At 36.6% G+C, this 18761-nt stretch carries 15 protein-coding genes; 9 read left to right on the top strand and 6 right to left on the bottom strand.

Annotated elements, in window-relative coordinates; genetic code table 11:
- The first annotated feature begins 339 nt into the window (after positions 1–339).
- Both PP2015_RS02335 and PP2015_RS02330 read left to right on the top strand, forming a co-directional pair.
- The gene (locus tag PP2015_RS02335) at positions 340–912 is read left to right on the top strand and encodes a membrane lipoprotein lipid attachment site-containing protein (protein WP_058028741.1); all 573 of its coding nucleotides are present in this window, start codon (positions 340–342) and stop codon (positions 910–912) included.
- A 447-nt stretch (positions 913–1359) separates the two neighbouring features.
- On the top strand, positions 1360–1677 hold the full coding sequence (locus tag PP2015_RS02330) for a hypothetical protein (RefSeq protein ID WP_058028740.1): 318 nt from the start codon (positions 1360–1362) through the stop codon (positions 1675–1677).
- Between the two features lie 4 nt (positions 1678–1681).
- On the opposite strand, the gene PP2015_RS02325 is transcribed toward PP2015_RS02330, so the two are convergent.
- The 5 genes from PP2015_RS02325 to PP2015_RS02305 are packed head-to-tail and all read right to left on the bottom strand — an operon-like array spanning position 1682 to position 8439.
- Entirely contained in the window at positions 1682–3094 is a 1413-nt protein-coding gene (locus PP2015_RS02325) for a TnsD family Tn7-like transposition protein (protein ID WP_058028739.1), read from the bottom strand.
- Complete coding sequence (locus PP2015_RS02320) at positions 3063–4019, bottom strand: TniQ family protein (RefSeq protein ID WP_058028738.1); 957 nt, start codon at positions 4017–4019, stop codon at positions 3063–3065. Before PP2015_RS02320 ends, PP2015_RS02325 begins: the two co-directional genes overlap by 32 nt.
- Positions 4016–5410 (bottom strand): ATP-binding protein, encoded by a 1395-nt coding sequence (locus PP2015_RS02315; RefSeq protein WP_058028737.1) that lies wholly within the window; start codon positions 5408–5410, stop codon positions 4016–4018. Before PP2015_RS02315 ends, PP2015_RS02320 begins: the two co-directional genes overlap by 4 nt.
- A complete protein-coding gene (locus PP2015_RS02310; RefSeq protein ID WP_058028736.1) occupies positions 5400–7625 on the bottom strand; it encodes a DDE-type integrase/transposase/recombinase in 2226 nt (741 codons plus the stop codon). The genes PP2015_RS02315 and PP2015_RS02310 overlap by 11 nt, the downstream gene beginning before the upstream one ends.
- A complete protein-coding gene (locus PP2015_RS02305; protein ID WP_058028735.1) occupies positions 7618–8439 on the bottom strand; it encodes a TnsA endonuclease N-terminal domain-containing protein in 822 nt (273 codons plus the stop codon). Before PP2015_RS02305 ends, PP2015_RS02310 begins: the two co-directional genes overlap by 8 nt.
- A gap of 395 nt (positions 8440–8834) precedes the next feature.
- Between PP2015_RS02305 and mads1 the strand changes: the two genes are divergently transcribed.
- From mads1 to PP2015_RS02270, 7 genes are read left to right on the top strand one after another with little or no spacing between them, the layout of a single operon-like run.
- On the top strand, positions 8835–9014 hold the full coding sequence (gene mads1 / locus PP2015_RS02300; RefSeq protein WP_058028734.1) for a methylation-associated defense system helix-turn-helix domain-containing protein MAD1: 180 nt from the start codon (positions 8835–8837) through the stop codon (positions 9012–9014).
- A gap of 1 nt (position 9015) precedes the next feature.
- Positions 9016–12123, top strand: coding sequence for a type I restriction endonuclease subunit R (locus tag PP2015_RS02295; protein ID WP_058028733.1), 3108 nt, complete (start codon positions 9016–9018; stop codon positions 12121–12123).
- 26 nt (positions 12124–12149) lie between these two features.
- Positions 12150–13784, top strand: a complete 1635-nt coding sequence (locus tag PP2015_RS02290; protein WP_058028732.1) for an HsdM family class I SAM-dependent methyltransferase — start codon at positions 12150–12152, stop codon at positions 13782–13784.
- The gene (locus tag PP2015_RS02285) at positions 13774–15036 is read left to right on the top strand and encodes a restriction endonuclease subunit S (protein ID WP_058028731.1); all 1263 of its coding nucleotides are present in this window, start codon (positions 13774–13776) and stop codon (positions 15034–15036) included. Before PP2015_RS02290 ends, PP2015_RS02285 begins: the two co-directional genes overlap by 11 nt.
- The gene (locus tag PP2015_RS02280) at positions 15036–15581 is read left to right on the top strand and encodes a hypothetical protein (protein ID WP_193330490.1); all 546 of its coding nucleotides are present in this window, start codon (positions 15036–15038) and stop codon (positions 15579–15581) included. The genes PP2015_RS02285 and PP2015_RS02280 overlap by 1 nt, the downstream gene beginning before the upstream one ends.
- Before the next feature lie 2 nt (positions 15582–15583).
- Positions 15584–16414, top strand: coding sequence for a hypothetical protein (locus PP2015_RS02275; RefSeq protein WP_058028729.1), 831 nt, complete (start codon positions 15584–15586; stop codon positions 16412–16414).
- A gap of 34 nt (positions 16415–16448) precedes the next feature.
- Positions 16449–17363: a hypothetical protein gene (locus tag PP2015_RS02270; protein ID WP_058028728.1), complete on the top strand. Its 915-nt coding sequence runs from the start codon at positions 16449–16451 to the stop codon at positions 17361–17363.
- 112 nt (positions 17364–17475) lie between these two features.
- Here PP2015_RS02270 and PP2015_RS02265 read toward each other — a convergent pair whose 3' ends face one another.
- Entirely contained in the window at positions 17476–18663 is a 1188-nt protein-coding gene (locus PP2015_RS02265; protein ID WP_058028727.1) for a BaiN/RdsA family NAD(P)/FAD-dependent oxidoreductase, read from the bottom strand.
- Positions 18664–18761: the final 98 nt, after the last annotated feature.

Genomic DNA, 18761 nt, shown 5'->3' with positions numbered 1-18761 from the left:
GCATAAAATATCAATTTTTAGAATGAAACCCTACTCACTCGAAAGCTTTACATGAAGTTTTTCTTTAGACCCCTCCCCCACTTATCTTGACTATGTTATGTCAATTAGCCGCCCCCACCTTGTTATTACAAGCTGTAAGCAGCTAACAATATTAATCAAACCTTTTCATTAACAATTAACAGCAAAAAAGAACCAAACCAAAACCTTTTTATGAAATAAAAATTAATAATGGAAATTATTTATTCCTATTGCTAAAAATATAAAATCAAAATTAATACTTTCAGACTATTTAATGTAAACAAAAACCTACCAGATTTTAACTAAACAAGGAAAATGGTAATGAAAAAAGTAATCCTATCTATACTTGCTCTCACTCTTTTAAGCGGCTGCAGCGTGTTTCAAGGGTGGTATGGTGAAACTAAACCAATGATGACCTACGCAGAACTTCCTAGTGAATCAAAATTATTTGTGTGGAGTCCCAAGAATAATGCCGCCTTTGTCAACTCTCAAGGGCAGGGTTGTGTTCAAGGCGCGGAAGTATTCCATGAGAAAAGTGGCAGTGTTGATGTCAGCAACGAACTACTTGGCTTAATAAAGGGAATTGAACTATCTCCTGATAGCTCGAGTGAGGAAAAGGCCTTAGCTGTCAATATTGCAAATGAGATTGTCAATTTAAGAACGAATACTGAAAGAAATACATATCTTAGTATAGGAATGTTTGGACTGTGCCAGCTTCAAGCAAATGGCGGCGTTACTAATGAAGACCTTCTTCAACTAGTATCAGAACTCATCAAAAGTTCATTAGAAGTTGGTTTAAAAGCACATTTGAGTTCGGTTTCGACTAACGAACATAATGCCTCTCAAAACCAGAATTTGTCAGATGTGCCAATAATTCAAGACTTTGAAAATTAATGGCATGGGATTTACATCAAGTCTAAATTCGCAATCTTAGCTATATTATCGTCAAACAACTAGAAAAGTTGCAGTATGTTTGTAACTAAAACGCACATACTTATACACATACCATGAGAGCTGTTATTGCTCATGGTATATGTATCTTTAATGATTCATGCGAACACATATAAATAGAGAATATCCTTACAAGCCTAGTTATAAGGACACCTTTTATGTATTCTGCTATTAAAAAATGATACAAAGCTGCTCTCCTGCCCTTAAAAAGATCTCTAAAGAGAAGCAAAATCTGACATTAAAAAATGAGACAACAAATATAGAATTTTTTAGTGCGATATCTTTTAATCACAGCTTCTCCAAAAATCCTTATTAGTTCCATGATTTTAGTATAGTTTTAACCAACATTTTTTTATCATAAGCAAATGCTTTTTAACGCTGGTAATGCTTATGAAAACAATAGTTACTAATTGGTTTATTGTTTCTGTAATGTCAGAAAACGAACATGTTGGTGATGTAATTTGGGCTATTATCGATGAGGATTTCTCATGCAGATTTTTGAAAGGTGATTATGTTTGCTCTAGTAAGATAGTCGAAATCAATAACCAAGCTAAATCAGCTAAAACTAACTCTGGTAGTGTGTACATTCTTAAAGGAAAGGGAACAAAAGCTATCGTTGATTTTAATGATTTTGAATTGCTACGTGCAGGCTTTAGCCCTCCACAAATCAAAGCGTTAAATAGTGTTAAGACAGCACTACCTCACTAATTATTTAAGGCCGTTTTCGTTTCAATTTGGGTGGGACAGGACTAGTTCTAGGGGGCAAAATATCTTCTAACATTTGCTTATTGTGATAATAAACAAGAAAAAACTCTGCATTATGGTGTTCTTTGATGTCTTTTCTTAGCCAATTGGGATTTTTTCTTACAGCCGATTTTATAACTGCTAATGCATTTGCAAGCTTCTTCTGGTGACGCAAGTTTTTCCGCCACAAGCTCAATCCTTTTGTACGGCAAAAGATATGCTCAATTGTTGATGTTTTAAGTGCCAGTTGTTGTGATATATCTTCAATGGTATATCCATAAAGCCCTTTAATAACCACTTTTCGAATAACCTTTTCGGATAGATGCATTGAATTTGATTTGTGATAAATTCCATTTATTTCTAGTAACTTCCTAATATAGCAGCGACTTACTCCAAGCTCCTTCTCAATTAGGTTCATGCTTTTTCCTGCTTTAGCTAGCTTTAAGATCTCAATGTCACAATTATGCTTAACATTTTTACTCTTAGTCGGGTACTCGCATGGTGCTTTTTTCAGATTATCCAACCAACACAAGATCAGGTGGTATTTCATAGGGTGAGCGGGAGTTCTCGTTTTTACCCTAAGCATAGGTCCAATAAAATCAAACGATTGAATTGGTTCTGGTATACCTAATGGATGATTACTGTTTAGTCCATTCCAGAAAAACTTCAGCTCATTGACTATTTGGCTGTATTTCAACAGACCATTTGGGGTTGCAAACCCTAGAGCTTTCAAATTATTAATAATTTCTTCTACAGATTCGTGTTCGCACTTTGAACTCTTATATTGACTTAACTTCTTCTTTGAATATCTAGAAAAAATGACATCAGTAAAATTTGCCTTATTGCTTTGGTTGTTTAAAGTGGGAAGTGAGAGTCTCCTATCCAAACATAGGTCATTGTTCTTAACGCCCAAGAGATTACAATGATGAATAGCACATGCTGACACTCCCGGAATTTGATGCTCTATACGCCAAATAGTTGTGCCATAGTTATCCATGTCCCTTCGAGCACACTCTGGGCAATATTTGTGGCCTGCAAAAAGTTTTAGCCCATATTGTGGTGTTAACGATAAATGAAATGGAGAGCCATTTATTCCAAGCATTGCAGCTTTTAGCTTACTTGCTTGAATAGCACTTAATGTTGATTCAAAAAAAGGGAAAAGAGTCCTATTTTTAATTGTTTCTTGGATTGGTTCTCCAAAATAATTAGCAAACTTTTTTAAAGAGTTTGGTAGATATGGATGAATTCGCTTCCTCTCCATAGAAAACACTTGTAACGCTAGCGTATTCGAATTGAAGTAACCCATTACAGCGAAATATCTAGATATCACGCTATAAACAGTCTCGCCTTCATATACTGGAAATATAGGAAGCACACGCATTCGAAATCTTCTGACTTAGCCCTAGTTGCTCCCTTTTCCAAAAAAGAACAACAGCCCAAAATGTAGGGTCAAGATAACGGTACTGAGTATCTGACGCGATAATTGTATTAATTACTTTTCTTCGATTTGTTTTATTGCTGTCTAAGTAATAGCTAAAAATAGAAGAAAGAAATGTTATCCCTAAATCAGACACGAATTCGCTTTCAATTGACTCTGCCATAGCGACTTTTTGGCTGAGGTTGCTACCGTTTATGTTGAAGAGTTGCCAGAACTTATCCTTGTGTTGTGTTAACTCATTCGCATCTTTAAGAGCGAAGTTATACATGAGATGTAAAAACTCACTGAATTCAATTTGGATCTCAGATAGCTCAAAGGCAACATCGCTCCAAAACTCAATTTGATGTGGTAATAATAGGCATGAGAGATTGGTAAGCCTTTCCTTTGGTGTTTGCAGAGTGCAACCATGCTTGTAACAACTGAAGATCCCACTTAGCTGATGTTGCACATGCCAATAGGAAGACCCGAACTTGTCTAGATCCTCCTGAGTACAATTAGGGCATGCCTTCCAAGTCGAGGACATATGGCTTATTCCAGATTGGCGGGCAACATGCAAATCCGTTTTTAACGTGCACCGATTCAACCCAGCTAGTGTATTGTTATACTTCTCGCTGTTGACTGATAAAACCCAAAGCGGGTAAGTCGTAGCTATACTACCCAAACAACTTGATTCGTTATATTGCTTAGCAAAGAAACAGGTTTTTTGTGAGGATTTCGTCATTGGTAAATTAGGAAGCATCTCTATTGATTTAATGCCTATTTTTTTCAAGTAATCATTTTTACTATATATGCCTGATAACCAAAAAGAGCGGGCACACCAGCTATATATATGCTCGCCCGGAAGTAAAGATAGGTAAAAAGGGATCATAGCGGTACACTCACTCCATCTTCATTGTATTCAATGTCGCTAACTTCAATTGACATGTCTTTCTGTAAACGTTTTAGAGTTCTAGCTTCTGTTTGTGTTGGCGTATATTCTGGTAGATATCGCTTAATTTCATCAAATAACTGCTTTGCTAATGCACCTTTTGGCTTTTGGCTCTCTGCTACTTTGAATAATTTTTTTAGTGCAGGTTTTACGGCATCTTCGAGCTGACCTTGAAGGTTATAAATGTCGTCAAATACATCATTCATTCCCAATTTAAGTGCGAGTAAAGCTGGCTTCAATAATTTAAACTTTGTGTTGTAAACATGTTGAAAATCTCCAACCGTTATTGATTTTTTTTCGTTTCTAATGGCTGATATGTTTGCTTGTGAGATCAAATAAAATAGACAGTAAGGAACCCCTTGCGTAAAGTCATAGATGACTTTTCTTATTTCATTGGTTAACTCTAAAGGAGCAGATACCAATTGATATGACCAAGCATATTCAACTAACAACTGCCAGTCTTCCTCATCCGCTTTAAAGTTAACGAGATCAACTGGAAGACCTAATCTACGAATATTGCTAAATTCAGTTTCAAAGGTTTTTATTGCCTTGGTTGTACCAATATTAATCACGGGAATCTTTGCGATATTGGTCATGTCATTCATGAGGCGAAAAATTTTTGTTTTGTCGCCCGCTGATGCGAAAGCAATATTTTGCACTTCATCAAATATCAACATGCCCAATCCCAGAGTTGAGCAGGCTGCAACGATATTATCTATCGTGTCTTCAATCTTTTTTCCTTTGGTGAGCTTAAAATCTTTGCTTCTTCCATCGTTAGTTAATTTATCTATTTCACGAATAATTCTACTACAGACACCATCTGCACTGGCGTTGGCAGGAATATCACATTTGATATACACAATTTGCTGGAAACTTACCCCATATTTTCCATCTTTTGTGTGTGAGTGAGTTTGTTCAAAAATGTCCAGCACCGTGTTCATTAAAGTTGACTTTCCTGTGCCAGATAATCCCGTAACAATCATGCACTCAGAGGAAGTTTTTTCACTTTCTATTTGTCTTGTTGATATTAGGTTGTTGTATCTCTTTTGTTCGTCAGATAAAGGGTTACGAGACATGAAACCTGCCATTAAAACATTGTATAGATCACAATATGTTTCGTAGTACATTGATGTTGGAGAAACAGTTTTCATCAAAGATAATGCTTCAAGCTCTTTTTCATAGTTGCTGTATTCTTCGATGTCATCTGGCACTGTAATTTCATCCGTTACCATATCTTCAAATTCAGATTCATTGAGTCTAGGGTGTATTGCCTCTGCAAGTGGATTCCCTTTTAAACTTCTTGTCTTTAAGTTTTGATATTTAACTGTCATTATCTTTACCTCTATTTTTTTCTCTTTTCTCCCTAATTCTCTTAGCTCGTGGACTTTCATTTGCTTCACAAGCTTTATTATCTAATTGTGGTTGTTGGGAACTTTCATTTAGCACTTTGACTAAACCGTGCTTAGTCGCTAAATACTTCGCATGAACAGCTCCATCATGCTTCTTCTCTTGCTCTTTGTGAAATTCACGGTTAGTTTTTATTGATTGTGTATTAGCTGCATGAACAGAGATTTTTTCCTGTTCTTGTCTAGCGTTATCCTGAAGATCTTCGATTAATGCTCTAGTTTCACCTTGCTTCGCTTTATGAATTGCTCTCAATCGGTTATTTTCTTTTCGTATCACTTCTTGCTCTGCTTCAACCTCTTCAATTGAGACATGCTTGAATAGCGGGGTTATTAAGGTTGCAGGCATAAATCCCGCTGGTGTTTCAATCAGAATAAAGTCCATAGAGTGACGCATATACCTACAAGGCAACACTGGTGATTTACCACCTTTGGCTTGATAGCCATTATTTTTGGTCCAATCACATCTATACTGGTGTTTGAAGCCATGTAATTTTATATGGGTAGATAAACAGGTCACACTCCCGACTTCGAGCAAGCTTTCGTAAAGTTCAAAATCTTCAACGTGCTTTAAATATCCAGCTCTATTACGCCTATCCCATTCCCACACTTGATTTGGGATCTGTCTAACACCATCCATATACATCTCTTTAGAGAGTGATATGCCTTCATTAATGGAATAGTTGTTATAGATTATGATGTAAGTGATCAATATTTGATAAAGCTCATTAACGTTTAGCAAAGCTTTGCTTCGAAGTAGCCTTTTGATATGTGGCGGTATGTTATTAGGACTGTAACCATCAAGTTGTCCTTTCACTGCGTCATGTAATAATCGAAAGGCTCTCTCTACTAAACCTTTATCTTGTGAATGGCCTGCTTGGTTAAATTGAACAGAAATATGGGCATCTCTGGAGTAACACCTAGATAGTTCTGCTGCCATCTCAGCATTGTCGCAGCCAATATTTCGACACTTTCCTTCTTGCATCCAATCATCGGGACCAATTTCAATACCCAATTCTTTACAAAATTGCTGTTTATTTCTAAATGCGTTGAAAATAACCGCTCGTGCTGTATCAGCAGAAGGGGTCTTTAAGGTTATATATAAACCCACGAAAGCACGAGAACTCATGTCCCGCACTACATATACTGTTGGCTTACCGATACGCTTTTTACGAGTAGGGTCATACTGACAAACTAACTCGACATCATACGGGGTTTCATCAATTTGATAATAATACCCAGCTCCTTTGTCATAGTAATCATGTAGTGTCCCTTCAAGTGGGGCTTCATTTTTCGCTACTTCAGAAGATAAGCCCTTGGCTTTATTTATCTTCTTCTTGTTTCTATTTCTATATTCCCGCGCTATTTTCATAAACTGCCATTCAGTTATGAGCCTATCGTCATCCCATCTAGCATATGAACGCCTTTTAGTTTCAGGGTTATAGAAAACATCACTATACGACTCGTCCAGACACTTTTGAAAAACAGTGTCTAGGTACATAGAAGGGCCGCCTTTTTTGTAATGCTTATTCAGTGCAGCGATTACATTAGCTTTGTCTTTTGGTGTTATGACATGACCTGAACCCGAATTTGGGCCCGGTTTAGATGAATAATTTCTATCAGTAGTTTTGCCTGTTCCGGGTTTACGCAGAAAAACATTTTTATTGCACCCTGTTCTAAAATAGTCCCACAGCTCCCTATAAACGTGTGCTCTTGAAAAAGTTATACCATTAGCTTTCATTGCCTCTCGTATAAAGCCTTTGCCATAAGGAGAGACAATGAATTCTTCTAAATTTTTTAAAATGGGCTGTAATCGCTTAACTTTCTCATCCCTTTTTCGCTTTTGATCTTCTGGTATAAATGAATCAGGGACCTTCATATACTGCGGCAGTTCAAGCTTTCCTAGTACGATGGTGCCACTGTTAATATTTTCCCTTACTTCTGCATAGCTCAAGTTTAAAGGCTTAACGTTTTTTTCGAGATTCATTGCAAAGAGGCGATCTGTGAGGTGATCTGCAAAAATTACTGTATGAGGTTCTTGAATGCAGCATTCTCCAACTTCTAAATCAGGAAATAACACTGCCCCAATAACTAGACCATTAATTTCAGTATCTGTGCAAACAGCTAATTGCGTGCTAGACATTTAAACTAGCTCCTAGTTCGCATAGAGAATGTCTATAATTAAGCTGTTTGCGCAAATCTAGCTTTAAGTAACGATGCCAAATAGCATGTTGAAAAAGAGATGTGGCTTGTTCAAAGCTAACACCGAATAGAGAAACTGTTTTATCAAAAATATGAATAACAGGCTCTCTGTAAAACTTAAGCCAGTTATTAACGACAAACATCAACCACTGGCTAAACAAAAAAGCTAATTCATTGTCTAACCGCAGGTCGGCAACAATTTTTTCAAGGTTTTCGGTAAACGTGTTTTTTATTTGTGCGCTGCGGACTAGGTGCCACTTTGTGTTTTCTGTCGCCCAAAATGCCTGTTCGATCTTCTGGTTATTTTGATATTCCTCTTTCAGCTCATTGTCATCAAATGCTCTTTCATCTTTTACTGAGTATGCAATTTTTTTTCGATAGATGGTGTCGCAAACGAAATCACTCGTTATTACAGTAGGTACACCGCGACTATAAGGGTAAGTTGGGTGTTTTAACCCTAACTCTTTTGCAATGAATTGAGTCTTTTCCACTTCAAGTAAAGGGTACTGTTCCTTAATTGTTGTTATTCGCGGGTCAAACAACAATATCAAGTAATAGAAGCTTTCATTTAGTGATAGAAAGTTTCTATCACGATGAGGTTGCTCAAAATCGGGAGATCTGTTTTTTGAACCTTCCGACTTAACATCTTGTGTTGTCAAAAATGAGTAATAGCCATTGCCTTGTGCATTTTTCTTCTTCCATTTATTAACCCATCCATCTCTAATTTGCTCGGTAACATCAACTCTTTTCTTCATAATTTAACCATCTCTAAAATTCGTATATTTTTTAGGAATAGCACTTCTCGTTTGTAAATTCCAGATTGCAAATATGTACAAAAGTCAATGATTTTATTAGATATTTTATATAATATTAATTAAGCAATATGATGAGTTAAGTCGATGGTAATTTGATAGTTTTAAATTTATCAACAAGATAAAAGCCGTAATTAATATAACTAAAAATAATTATAAGGTTCCTAATATATAACAACTGGGTCTATAGGGTGTTAGCTCCATAATAACTTGGTCTAAAAAGTTACAAAATTTTTAAGCATTGGGATAAGTCATACGCGGTGCTCTGACTCAATGGATTTCTTGTTATTTCCGCAATTTTCTCATATTGTAACTAAGTTCATTTTTGAGATAGTCCAATGACAGACGAAATACTTACTATTCAAGAGATAGCTACATATCTCAAGTTGAATGAAAAAACAGCTTATCGGCTTGCAAGTGAAGGAAAGCTTCCCGGTTTTAAAGTGGGTGGATCATGGCGCTTCAAGCGGGTTGATTTAGAAAAGTGGATTGAAGAACAAAAAAATAACAAGGATTAGTATGCAACCACATAACGAAGATACACGAGTAAAAATTCCAGCCATTCTTCATTTAATGAGGTTAGGTTATAAATACCTTTCACTCAAAGACCATACATGGGATCTAGATACAAATATTTTCCCATCACTTTTTAGTTCCGCTATTACAAAAATCAACCCCGGCATTGAAGAGGCTGATGTTGCTAGGCTTTTCGAAGAAATCAAACTAACACTTGATAATGAAGATCTAGGAAGAGCGTTCTTTAATCGCCTTACTGATAGATCAAATATCAAACTAATCGACTTTGAGAATTTTAATAACAATAGCTTTCATGTCGTTACAGAGCTTACATGTCAAAATGGTGATGAAGAATTCAGGCCAGACATAACACTGCTAATAAATGGATTGCCGTTAGTATTTATTGAAGTGAAAAAGCCAAACAACCGAGAAGGTATTCTTGCTGAGCGTGATCGCATGAATAAGCGCTTTCAGAACCCCAAATTCAGGCGATTCGCTAATATAACGCAGTTCATGTTGTTTTCTAATAACATGGAATATGACGAGAATGATCCAGAGCCAGTTCAGGGTGCATTCTATGCTAGTAGCTCTTACCATAAACCAGTTTTTAACTATTTCCGTGAAGAAGAAGAATTAGATCTTACAAGGTTGTTAAAGCAAGTTAGCGACTCTGAAGAATTGTTTGTCCTAAAAGACAATAATAAAGAGGTTATTCGCAGTAACCCTGAATTCCAAACCAATAAAGAACCTAGCAGACCTACTAATAGAATATGTACCTCTCTTCTTAGTAGAGAAAGGCTAGCGTTTATATTGCGTTATGCGCTTGCATACGTTGCAGAGGAAGATGGCTTACAGAAGCATATAATGCGCTACCCACAAATGTTTGCCACAAAAGCCATTGAGCGCAAATTAGATGATGGGATCAAGAAAGGTATCATTTGGCACACGCAAGGCAGCGGTAAAACTGCTCTAACATTTTATAATGTCAGATTCTTAACAGATTACTTCCAACAACAGCAAGTCATTCCTAAGTTTTACTTTATTGTTGATAGGCTCGATTTACTTCAGCAGGCGCAGAGAGAGTTTACTGCTCGTGGCTTAGTTGTACATACGATAAATTCACGTGATGCATTCGCACGTGATATCAAAGCCACCAAAGTCATACATAACAATTCTGGTAAGCCAGAAATAACTGTAGTTAACATTCAAAAATTCCAAGATGACCCTGATGTTGTTTCAACAAAAGATTACAACGTAGCCATTCAACGCGTTTATTTCTTAGATGAAGTACATAGGAGTTACAACCCAAAAGGTAGCTTTTTAGCAAACCTTAGTCAGTCAGATAAAAACTCAATAAAAATTGGTTTAACAGGCACTCCATTACTTGGTGATGACTACAATTCGCGAGCTTTATTTGGTGATTACATACATAAGTATTATTACAACGCCTCTATTGCTGACGGGTATACCTTACGTTTAATTCGAGAAGAGATATCTACTCAATATAAGCTTGATTTGCAAAAAGCTCTCGAAGAAGTTGAGCTACAACAAGGTGGCTTTGATAGAAAAGAAGCATATGCCAAACCTAAGTTTGTAGAGCCTATGCTGGATTACATTATTAACGACTTTGAGAAAAGTAGAGGCACGTTGGACGATAACACCATTGGTGGCATGGTAATTTGCGATAGCTCCGACCAAGCTAAGCAGATGTTTGAGATTTTCAATGCTGTATATGCAGAAAGCTCGACTAATAAGAAGGCTGAGCTGGAAGCCTCTCAAATAGCTGAACCAGCCCCCAATAGCTACATTGAAAACGTTAAGAAAGAGCAAAAAGTTAAAAACGCTGCTCTGATTCTACATGACATTGGTACTAAAGAAGAGCGTAAAGATTGGGTAGATGATTTTAAAGCAGGCAAGATAGACTTCTTATTTGTCTACAACATGCTGCTCACTGGCTTTGATGCCAAGCGCTTGAAAAAACTATATTTGGGTAGAGTTATTCGTAAGCATAACCTACTTCAAGCGCTAACTAGGGTTAATAGAACATATAAAGATTTCCGTTATGGTTATGTTGTCGATTTTGCCGACATTCGCAAGGAATTTGATGCAACAAATAAAGCTTACTTTGATGAATTGCAGTCGGAACTGGGTGATGAAATGGAGCACTATTCTCACCTATTTAAGTCTCAAGATGAGATCAAAGAAGAAATCGAGCATATCAAGGATGTACTTTTCCGTTTTGACACAGACAACATGGAAACGTTTTCTGATCAAATCAGCCAAATCCAAGACAGAGAAACAGTATTAGCACTTAAAAAAGCACTCGCAGACGCGAGAAGCTTGTATAATCTAATCCGCTTACAAGGTGAGTATGATTTCTTGGATCAATTAGACTTTGCCAAGTTAAATGTTCTTTACCGGGAAACAAGCAATCACTTAGATTTATTGAACTTAAAGAAAGATCTGGAAAGCGGGCAAGACACTAGTAACCTGCTAAATAGAGCATTAGAAGATGTCATTTTTAAGTTCGTCAAAATCGGTGAAGAAGAGCTAGTTCTTGCAGATAAGCTTAAGAACACACTTCGTCAAACACGCGAAGCGTTGGCAAACAATATTGATCAACAAGATCCTAAGTTCATTACGCTAAAAGAAGAGCTAGAGCGCTTGTTTAAAAAGAAAAACCTTAGCGAAGTTACGCAAGAAGAAATGGTTGCGAATATTGATACGCTAAACAAAATTCACGACCAAGTTAAAGAGCTGAATCGACAAAATAATCAGCTTCGTCAAAAGTACCTTGGTGATGCTAAATATACACGTATCCATAAAAGGCTTCAGGAACGACATTCAGCTCAAAGCGATATCAGCGATTCTGAAAGGAAAATATTTGAAGCTTTAATAGGTGTCAAAGAGGATGCTGACGAGCAGGTGCTCAATAACACTCAAATACTCGATAACGAAAGCTACTTTGAACGACAAATGATGCCCCTTGTTATTGGGCGCTTTATGAAAGAGCAGCAAATTAAACTGAATGCAGACGCATCTAAATACATTAACCATTTAGTAGTCGCTGAATATTTAAAAGAATTTAATACGGGCAGCCAAGCTTGGTAGTGCTCAAATATTGTTAGGAATGAAAAGTGGTAGAAATAGAATTTCAACAAAAAACAAAAGACTTAATTGATAGTTTAAAAGCTATCTGTGCGACCAATGGGCTTGGTAATAGCACAGGTGAATTCGAAATCATCACTCAAGTATTTTTATATAAGTTTTTAAACGACAAGTTTGCTTTTGAAGCAAAAAAAATCGATGACAACATTGCAACTGCGGAAAAGTGGGAAGATGCACTGAGCGCAATGTCAGAAGGCGATTTAGAAATGCTGCAATTACAAATGGGCGCTGATACAGCGAGATTAAAACCGCACCATTTCATCAGCTACTTGTTTAGTAAACAAAATGAGTCAGATTTTGCTCAGTTATTTGACGATACTCTAATGGATATCGCGATTAACAATAACGATGTATTTGCTGTAATGACCGACTCTGGTGAGAAAGTACAGTTATTCACTCGTATTAGTGAAAACGTCACTGTTTCGAAACGCGATCAATTCTGTAAAGCGATAATCAACAAATTGATTGAGTTTAGTTTCGAAAGAATTTTCACACAAAAATTTGATTTCTACGCCACTATTTTTGAGTACTTAGTAAAAGACTACAACAGCAATTCTGGCGGTAAATATGCAGAATATTATACACCACATGCTGTAGCACGAATTATGGCAGATATTCTTGTGCCTGAAGTGGAAAGAGGCGAAATTCGTAATGTGAGTTGCTACGACCCATCGGCTGGTTCTGGCACCCTATTGATGAATGTTGCACACGCAATAGGTGAAAGCCGCTGTAGTATTTACACTCAGGATATTTCAAAGAAATCATCAAACCTTCTTCGTTTGAATTTGATTTTAAATAATCTTGTTCATTCAATACCAAATGTAATTGAAGGTGATACTTTGCGACACCCTCATCACAAAGATGGTCAAGACCTTAAGAAATTCGATTACATAGTTTCGAATCCACCTTTCAAATTAGACTTTAGTGACATTCGTGATGAATTGGATAGCAAAGTAAACAAAAATCGCTTTTTTGCTGGTGTTCCTACAGTGCCGAAAAAAGATAAAGATAAAATGAAGATCTACACTTTATTTTTACAGCATATTCTTACATCACTGAAATCAGGAGGAAAGGCAGCAGTAGTCGTGCCGACAGGGTTTATTACAGCAAAGTCTGGGGTAGATAAAAAAATACTTAGTAAGCTAGTTAAAGACAAAATGTTGTCGGGGGTTGTATCAATGCCTGCCAATATATTTGCAACTACAGGAACAAATGTTTCGATTTTATTTTTAGACTCTACCCAATCAGACAAGGTAGTTCTGGTTGACGCCTCAAAATTAGGAATAAAAGTAAAGGATGGAAAAAATCAAAAAACATTACTTACTGAGAATGAAGAAAAGCTAATTGTTGAAGCTTTCAATGAGAAAAAAGCAATTGAAGATCTATCGGTGGTTGTAAATTATGACCGAATCAAAGAAATGAATCTTAGCTTAAGTGCAGGTCAATATTTTGATGTAAAAATCGAGTATAGCGATATTTCACAGGAAGAGTTCGACAAAGTAGTACACAATTTTGAATCTAATTTAGACGACTTGTTCAAAGAGAGTAGCGAGTTTGAAATCGAAATAAAAAAACAATTGAAGAGTCTAAAGTATGATTTTTAATTCGACTGATTACAATCAAGACTGGCAAGATAAACAGTTATCTGAGTTGGGCACATTTAAGCGCGGTAAATCTAGGCATAGACCAAGGAATGACCTTCAGCTTTTTGAAGATGGGCAGTATCCGCTAATTCAGACTGGTGAAGTCAAAGCGGCTAATTTATATATAAATAGCCATACAAATTGTTACAACGATTTTGGTTTAAAACAAAGCGCAATTTGGCCTAAAGATACTTTATGTATAACTATTGCTGCAAATATCGCTGAAACGGCATTGCTAGATTATCCGATGTGTTTTCCTGATAGTGTCGTTGGTTTTAATGCTGATCCTCAAGAATCATCTGAGTTGTTTATGCATTATGTCTTCACTTATATAAGAAAAGCCATTCAAAACTCTGCGAGTGGAAGCATTCAAGACAATATCAATATTGAATATTTAACAGGTCTAGATTTTAAAATCCCAAAGAAAGATTATCAGGACAAAATAGTTAATGTTTTATCTATTCTCGATAAAAAAATCGACTTAAACGAGCAAATTAACTCCGAATTACAATCCTTGGCAAGAACCCTTTATGAATACTGGTTCTATCAGTTTGACTTTCCTAATGAAGATGGAAAACCTTATAAATCAAGCGGAGGAGAAATGGCTTTTAACAAGGTGCTTAAGCGTGATATTCCTGTAAAGTGGTGTAACTCATCTCTAAGCGGTATAACAGGCGTAAGTAATGACACTATAAGCCCCAGTGATGAGCCAAATAAGGAATATAGGCATTTCAGCATACCCGTATTAGATAGTACAAACACTTATGGAGTTGAATTAGGAGATTCAATAGGTAGTGATAAGTTTGTCGTAACAAGTGATGATTTATTAGTATCAAAGCTTAACCCTTGGTTTAATAGAGTTGTGTACGCTACTGATGAAAGTGAGCAAATTTGTTCGACTGAATTTGTTGTGTGGCGATGCCCAAATAAAGCAATTAAAAATTTTTTGTATATGATTGCTACATCCCCTCGTTTTATTAAATATTGTAGTCAATCTTCAACTGGCACTTCCAATAGCCACAAAAGAGTTAACCCTAGCGTAATGATGAGGCTCGAAGTCCCGTTTGATATTTCTATTGCTGAAAAACTTGGTAATAAATTAGAGCCAATTATTAATACAATAATTAACAAACAAAAAGAAAATACCAAGCTGAAAGAGCTGCGGGATTGGTTACTCCCTTTACTTATGAATGGTCAAGTTAAGGTAAAATAATGAATCTAATTTTTCGGCTATTACTGACTTTTAATGCAACATCACTGTTGTTACTAATATATCTGGTACAAAAGGGAATAACACTCTCTAAGTTATTTCCTGCTTGTACGCTTTTAGTAACGTGGCCGAATTTTGTTTCTTACCTGATTTATTTAGCTATTCCAATATTATTAACTGGAGTTAGCATTCTATTAAGTAGATGGCTTGGAAGCGATGCTTTCAAAAAAGGAGAGGTGGATAGTATAGAGCATGCTAACAATAGCTTTTTGCCAAGTTATTTGGGCTACTTCTTTGTCGCATTAAGTATTAGTAACTGGGAAACGCTTTTCTTTGTTTATGGCGTGTTGTTCATCTTCACCTTCTTGTCTCAGGCACTTTATTTTAACCCGCTTTTCCTATTGTTTGGTTTTGAGTTTTACAACATCAAAACCAAGAATGGCACCGCTATTTTTCTAATCAGCCGGAATAAATATAAAAAGCCTAATGAAATAGACATTGAAAAAGCGCACAGAATTAACAATTACACATTTATAGAACGAGGTTAAACATGGATCACGTGTTTGCAAAAGTAAAAGGACTTAGAAAAAAGCCTTATTTCAAATTGGTTTCGGATCACACGTTGTTTGAAGCGGTTAATATTGATATCGCTCATTGTGTTGAATACAACCCTGACCACAACTTAGATGAAGATGCTTGGTTTAAAGTTGAAAACTTTAATCAACAAGCGTTTTGTATTGACCTTTTGCAAGCTGATTTTGACTCAAAAGACTATGACGATTTAGTTAAAGCACAATTTGCAAAAATTGGTTATCTATTCTCGCTGCAAGGTGATGACTTTTATTTTCAAAAAATCACACCATCGTTATTTCTAAAGCGAAAAATGATTGGCTTTGGCGAGGCAGCAGAAATAGAAGAAAGTGACAGCCGTTTAGTGATCAACGCACTTCCTGATGCTGTTTACTTTAAAAACAGTAACACTTTAGTTTTCAAAAACCTTGCTACTGTATCCAGTATTTTTAAGGGTATTGATGAACTATACAAAGAAGCGACTAATGAAGAAGTTCAAGAATTTTTAGATGAAGAGTTTCTTGAACTGACGGGTGATTTAGACCTAGCCAAAGTATCCAAACCAAACAGAAAACGTATTGCATTGGCAATGGATACTTTGAATGACATGACTGCTGCGGATAAAGACCAAATGCTGTCATATGTGCATAGTTATTGTGATCAAAAGCTAACTTTTGATGCTGCTAATAAGAAATTTGAAATACAGACAGATGAAGAGTTAAAGCTCTTACTTTACGGTATTGAACAACGCTTCTATACCACACCTTTGAGCAACGAGAAGCGTTTAGCAAACTCAGTGATAGCCTTATAACAATTTTTAAATCAACCTATATAGAGTAATCACAGTGACATTAATTGTTGCAGGGTATAACCAAAATAAATATGTCTGGGATAAAGACTCGGACGCAGCAAAAATACCAGATCGCAGATCAGGTATGTTTTTATTGGCGGATAGCTTAATTAGTACTGAGACTCCATCAGGGCGCAAAGCTCTCGTTTCCGAATTTCGTAAAATTGTAGAAGTTCAAATTGATATTTGGGAGCCTCATTTTATTCGAGAAACATTTAATAATTATCTAAAGGTATATCAATCAAACAAATGCTTTATAGCTTTTGCAGGTAGTACTCTAACAGCACAACATATAATAAATAACATATCAGGGCACCTATCACAGCTCAAAATTGATTTTGAAGAAGGTATCAACTTTAAGTGCGTTGTAAGAAAGCCATGTGATGACAATAACCTTATTCGATTAGGAAATAGTAATCAGTATGGAGAAGATATATTTGTTCCTCAAAAAGATTATCATAACCTCTTATCTGCTGAGTTTGTTTCTGATGTTGTTGAACACTCTATAAACAAAGCGTTAGATTCAAAAATGCAATATGTTCTAGATCCAACAGCATTGGCTGCCATGCGAACAGATATTATCTTAGCAATAACGTGCCCCATTGAACGAAGAGATTACCTATATAAATATAAATTTGCTAGCAAAGTTACTGATAATGGGGTGATTGCTTATTGTGACAAAACATTTATAGAAGCTGACGAGTTAGCCATTATAGGTATGGAATCAGTTTACGGTTCGGATATTAATCAAGTCGCAAAAGCTGCCTTATCGACCCATAACTATAAGGAAAATATCACTGAATTTGTTGCTCAATGTGTTCGAGAAGACGAGACCAATGAAATTGGGTTGCCTATTGCCATTAAAACAATTGACGGCAATAGAACAACTAAAGAGTTTATAAAAGAATAGCCATAATACCTTTCTTTCGCCCTCTGAGAGACAATCTACAAATTTATCTCATATTTTAATAGATTGTCTCTTTTATAATTAAAATGTCTCATTTTTTAATAGCAGAATACATTTAACAAGCTTGCCCACACGCCCAGCCGCAACTCCACGCATACTGGAAGTTGTACCCCCCTAACCAGCCTGTCACATCGGTGACTTCACCGATAAAGTACAAGCCTTTTTGTTTTTTCGATTCAAATGTTTTGGAGCTTAACTCATCGGTGTCTACACCACCTAAAGTCACCTCTGCTGTTCTGTAGCCTTCTGTGCCGTTAGGTTTGATCTGCCACTGGTGAATGTATTTCGCAATTTCATCAATTTCAGTGTGTGTTAATTGATTCAATGCTTTATCTGGAATAGCTTGTTCGTTGATCAGCACTTCAATAAAGCGCTTTGGCAAAATGTTAGACAAAGTATTCTTTAAAGACTTACTTCCTTGCTCTTTACGCCATTGATGAATAGCGTCATCCAGTTGTAGTTCTGGCAATAAGTTAATCGTCACCGCTTGCCCTGCTCGCCAAAATGAAGAGATTTGCAAAATAGCTGGCCCAGATAAACCGCGGTGTGTAAATAAGATATTTTCTCTAAATTCAGTGCCGCACTCACTCGAGACCAAACATGGAATGCTCACGCCTGATAAACCGTCAAAACGCATTTTATCGTGATCATGAAGAGTAAATGGCACAAGCGCCGCCATTGTCGGCAACACTTTTAAATTAAATTGTTCTGCGATTTTATAACCAATCGGCGTAGCGCCAAGTTTTGGCATAGTTAAGCCACCAGCAGCTATAACTAACGACTCGCAAGTAAAGATGTTATGTGAAGTTGTTACCTGATAACCGCCTTCAGCTAACTCAGAGACGCTTAATACTTCATTTCTGAGGTGTAATTCAACGCCCGCCCACTCACATTCTGTCATAAGAATATCTACGATGTCTGAGGCGCTATTGTCGCAAAATAACTGGCCCAGTGTTTTATGATGGTAAGCAAGCCCATGACGGTCAACAAGTTCTATAAAGTCATGTTGTGTATAACGACTTAAACAAGATTTTACAAAGTGTGGGTTGCCACACAAATAGTTAGTAGGGCTAGCGCCCTCGTTGGTAAAGTTGCAACGACCACCACCGCTTATCAATATTTTACGGCCCGGCTTTTTGCCCATATCAACAACTGCAACACGTCTGCCTCGATAGCCAGCCTGAGCTGCACACATTAAACCGGCAGCACCTGCACCAATAATCACCACATCGTATTGCAACATATTTTTCTCTGTTTAGCCGAAATCGGAGAGGATTATACCTTGATGGCAGGTCTTTTGTGCAAACAAGCATAAAATTAACACTTTATTACCACCCATTT

It is taken from the genome of Pseudoalteromonas phenolica (assembly GCF_001444405.1).
GTDB classification, from domain to species: Bacteria; Pseudomonadota; Gammaproteobacteria; order Enterobacterales; family Alteromonadaceae; genus Pseudoalteromonas; species Pseudoalteromonas phenolica.
Note: the sequence above shows the minus strand (reverse complement) of the source record. Positions and strands in the feature narration are given on the sequence as shown.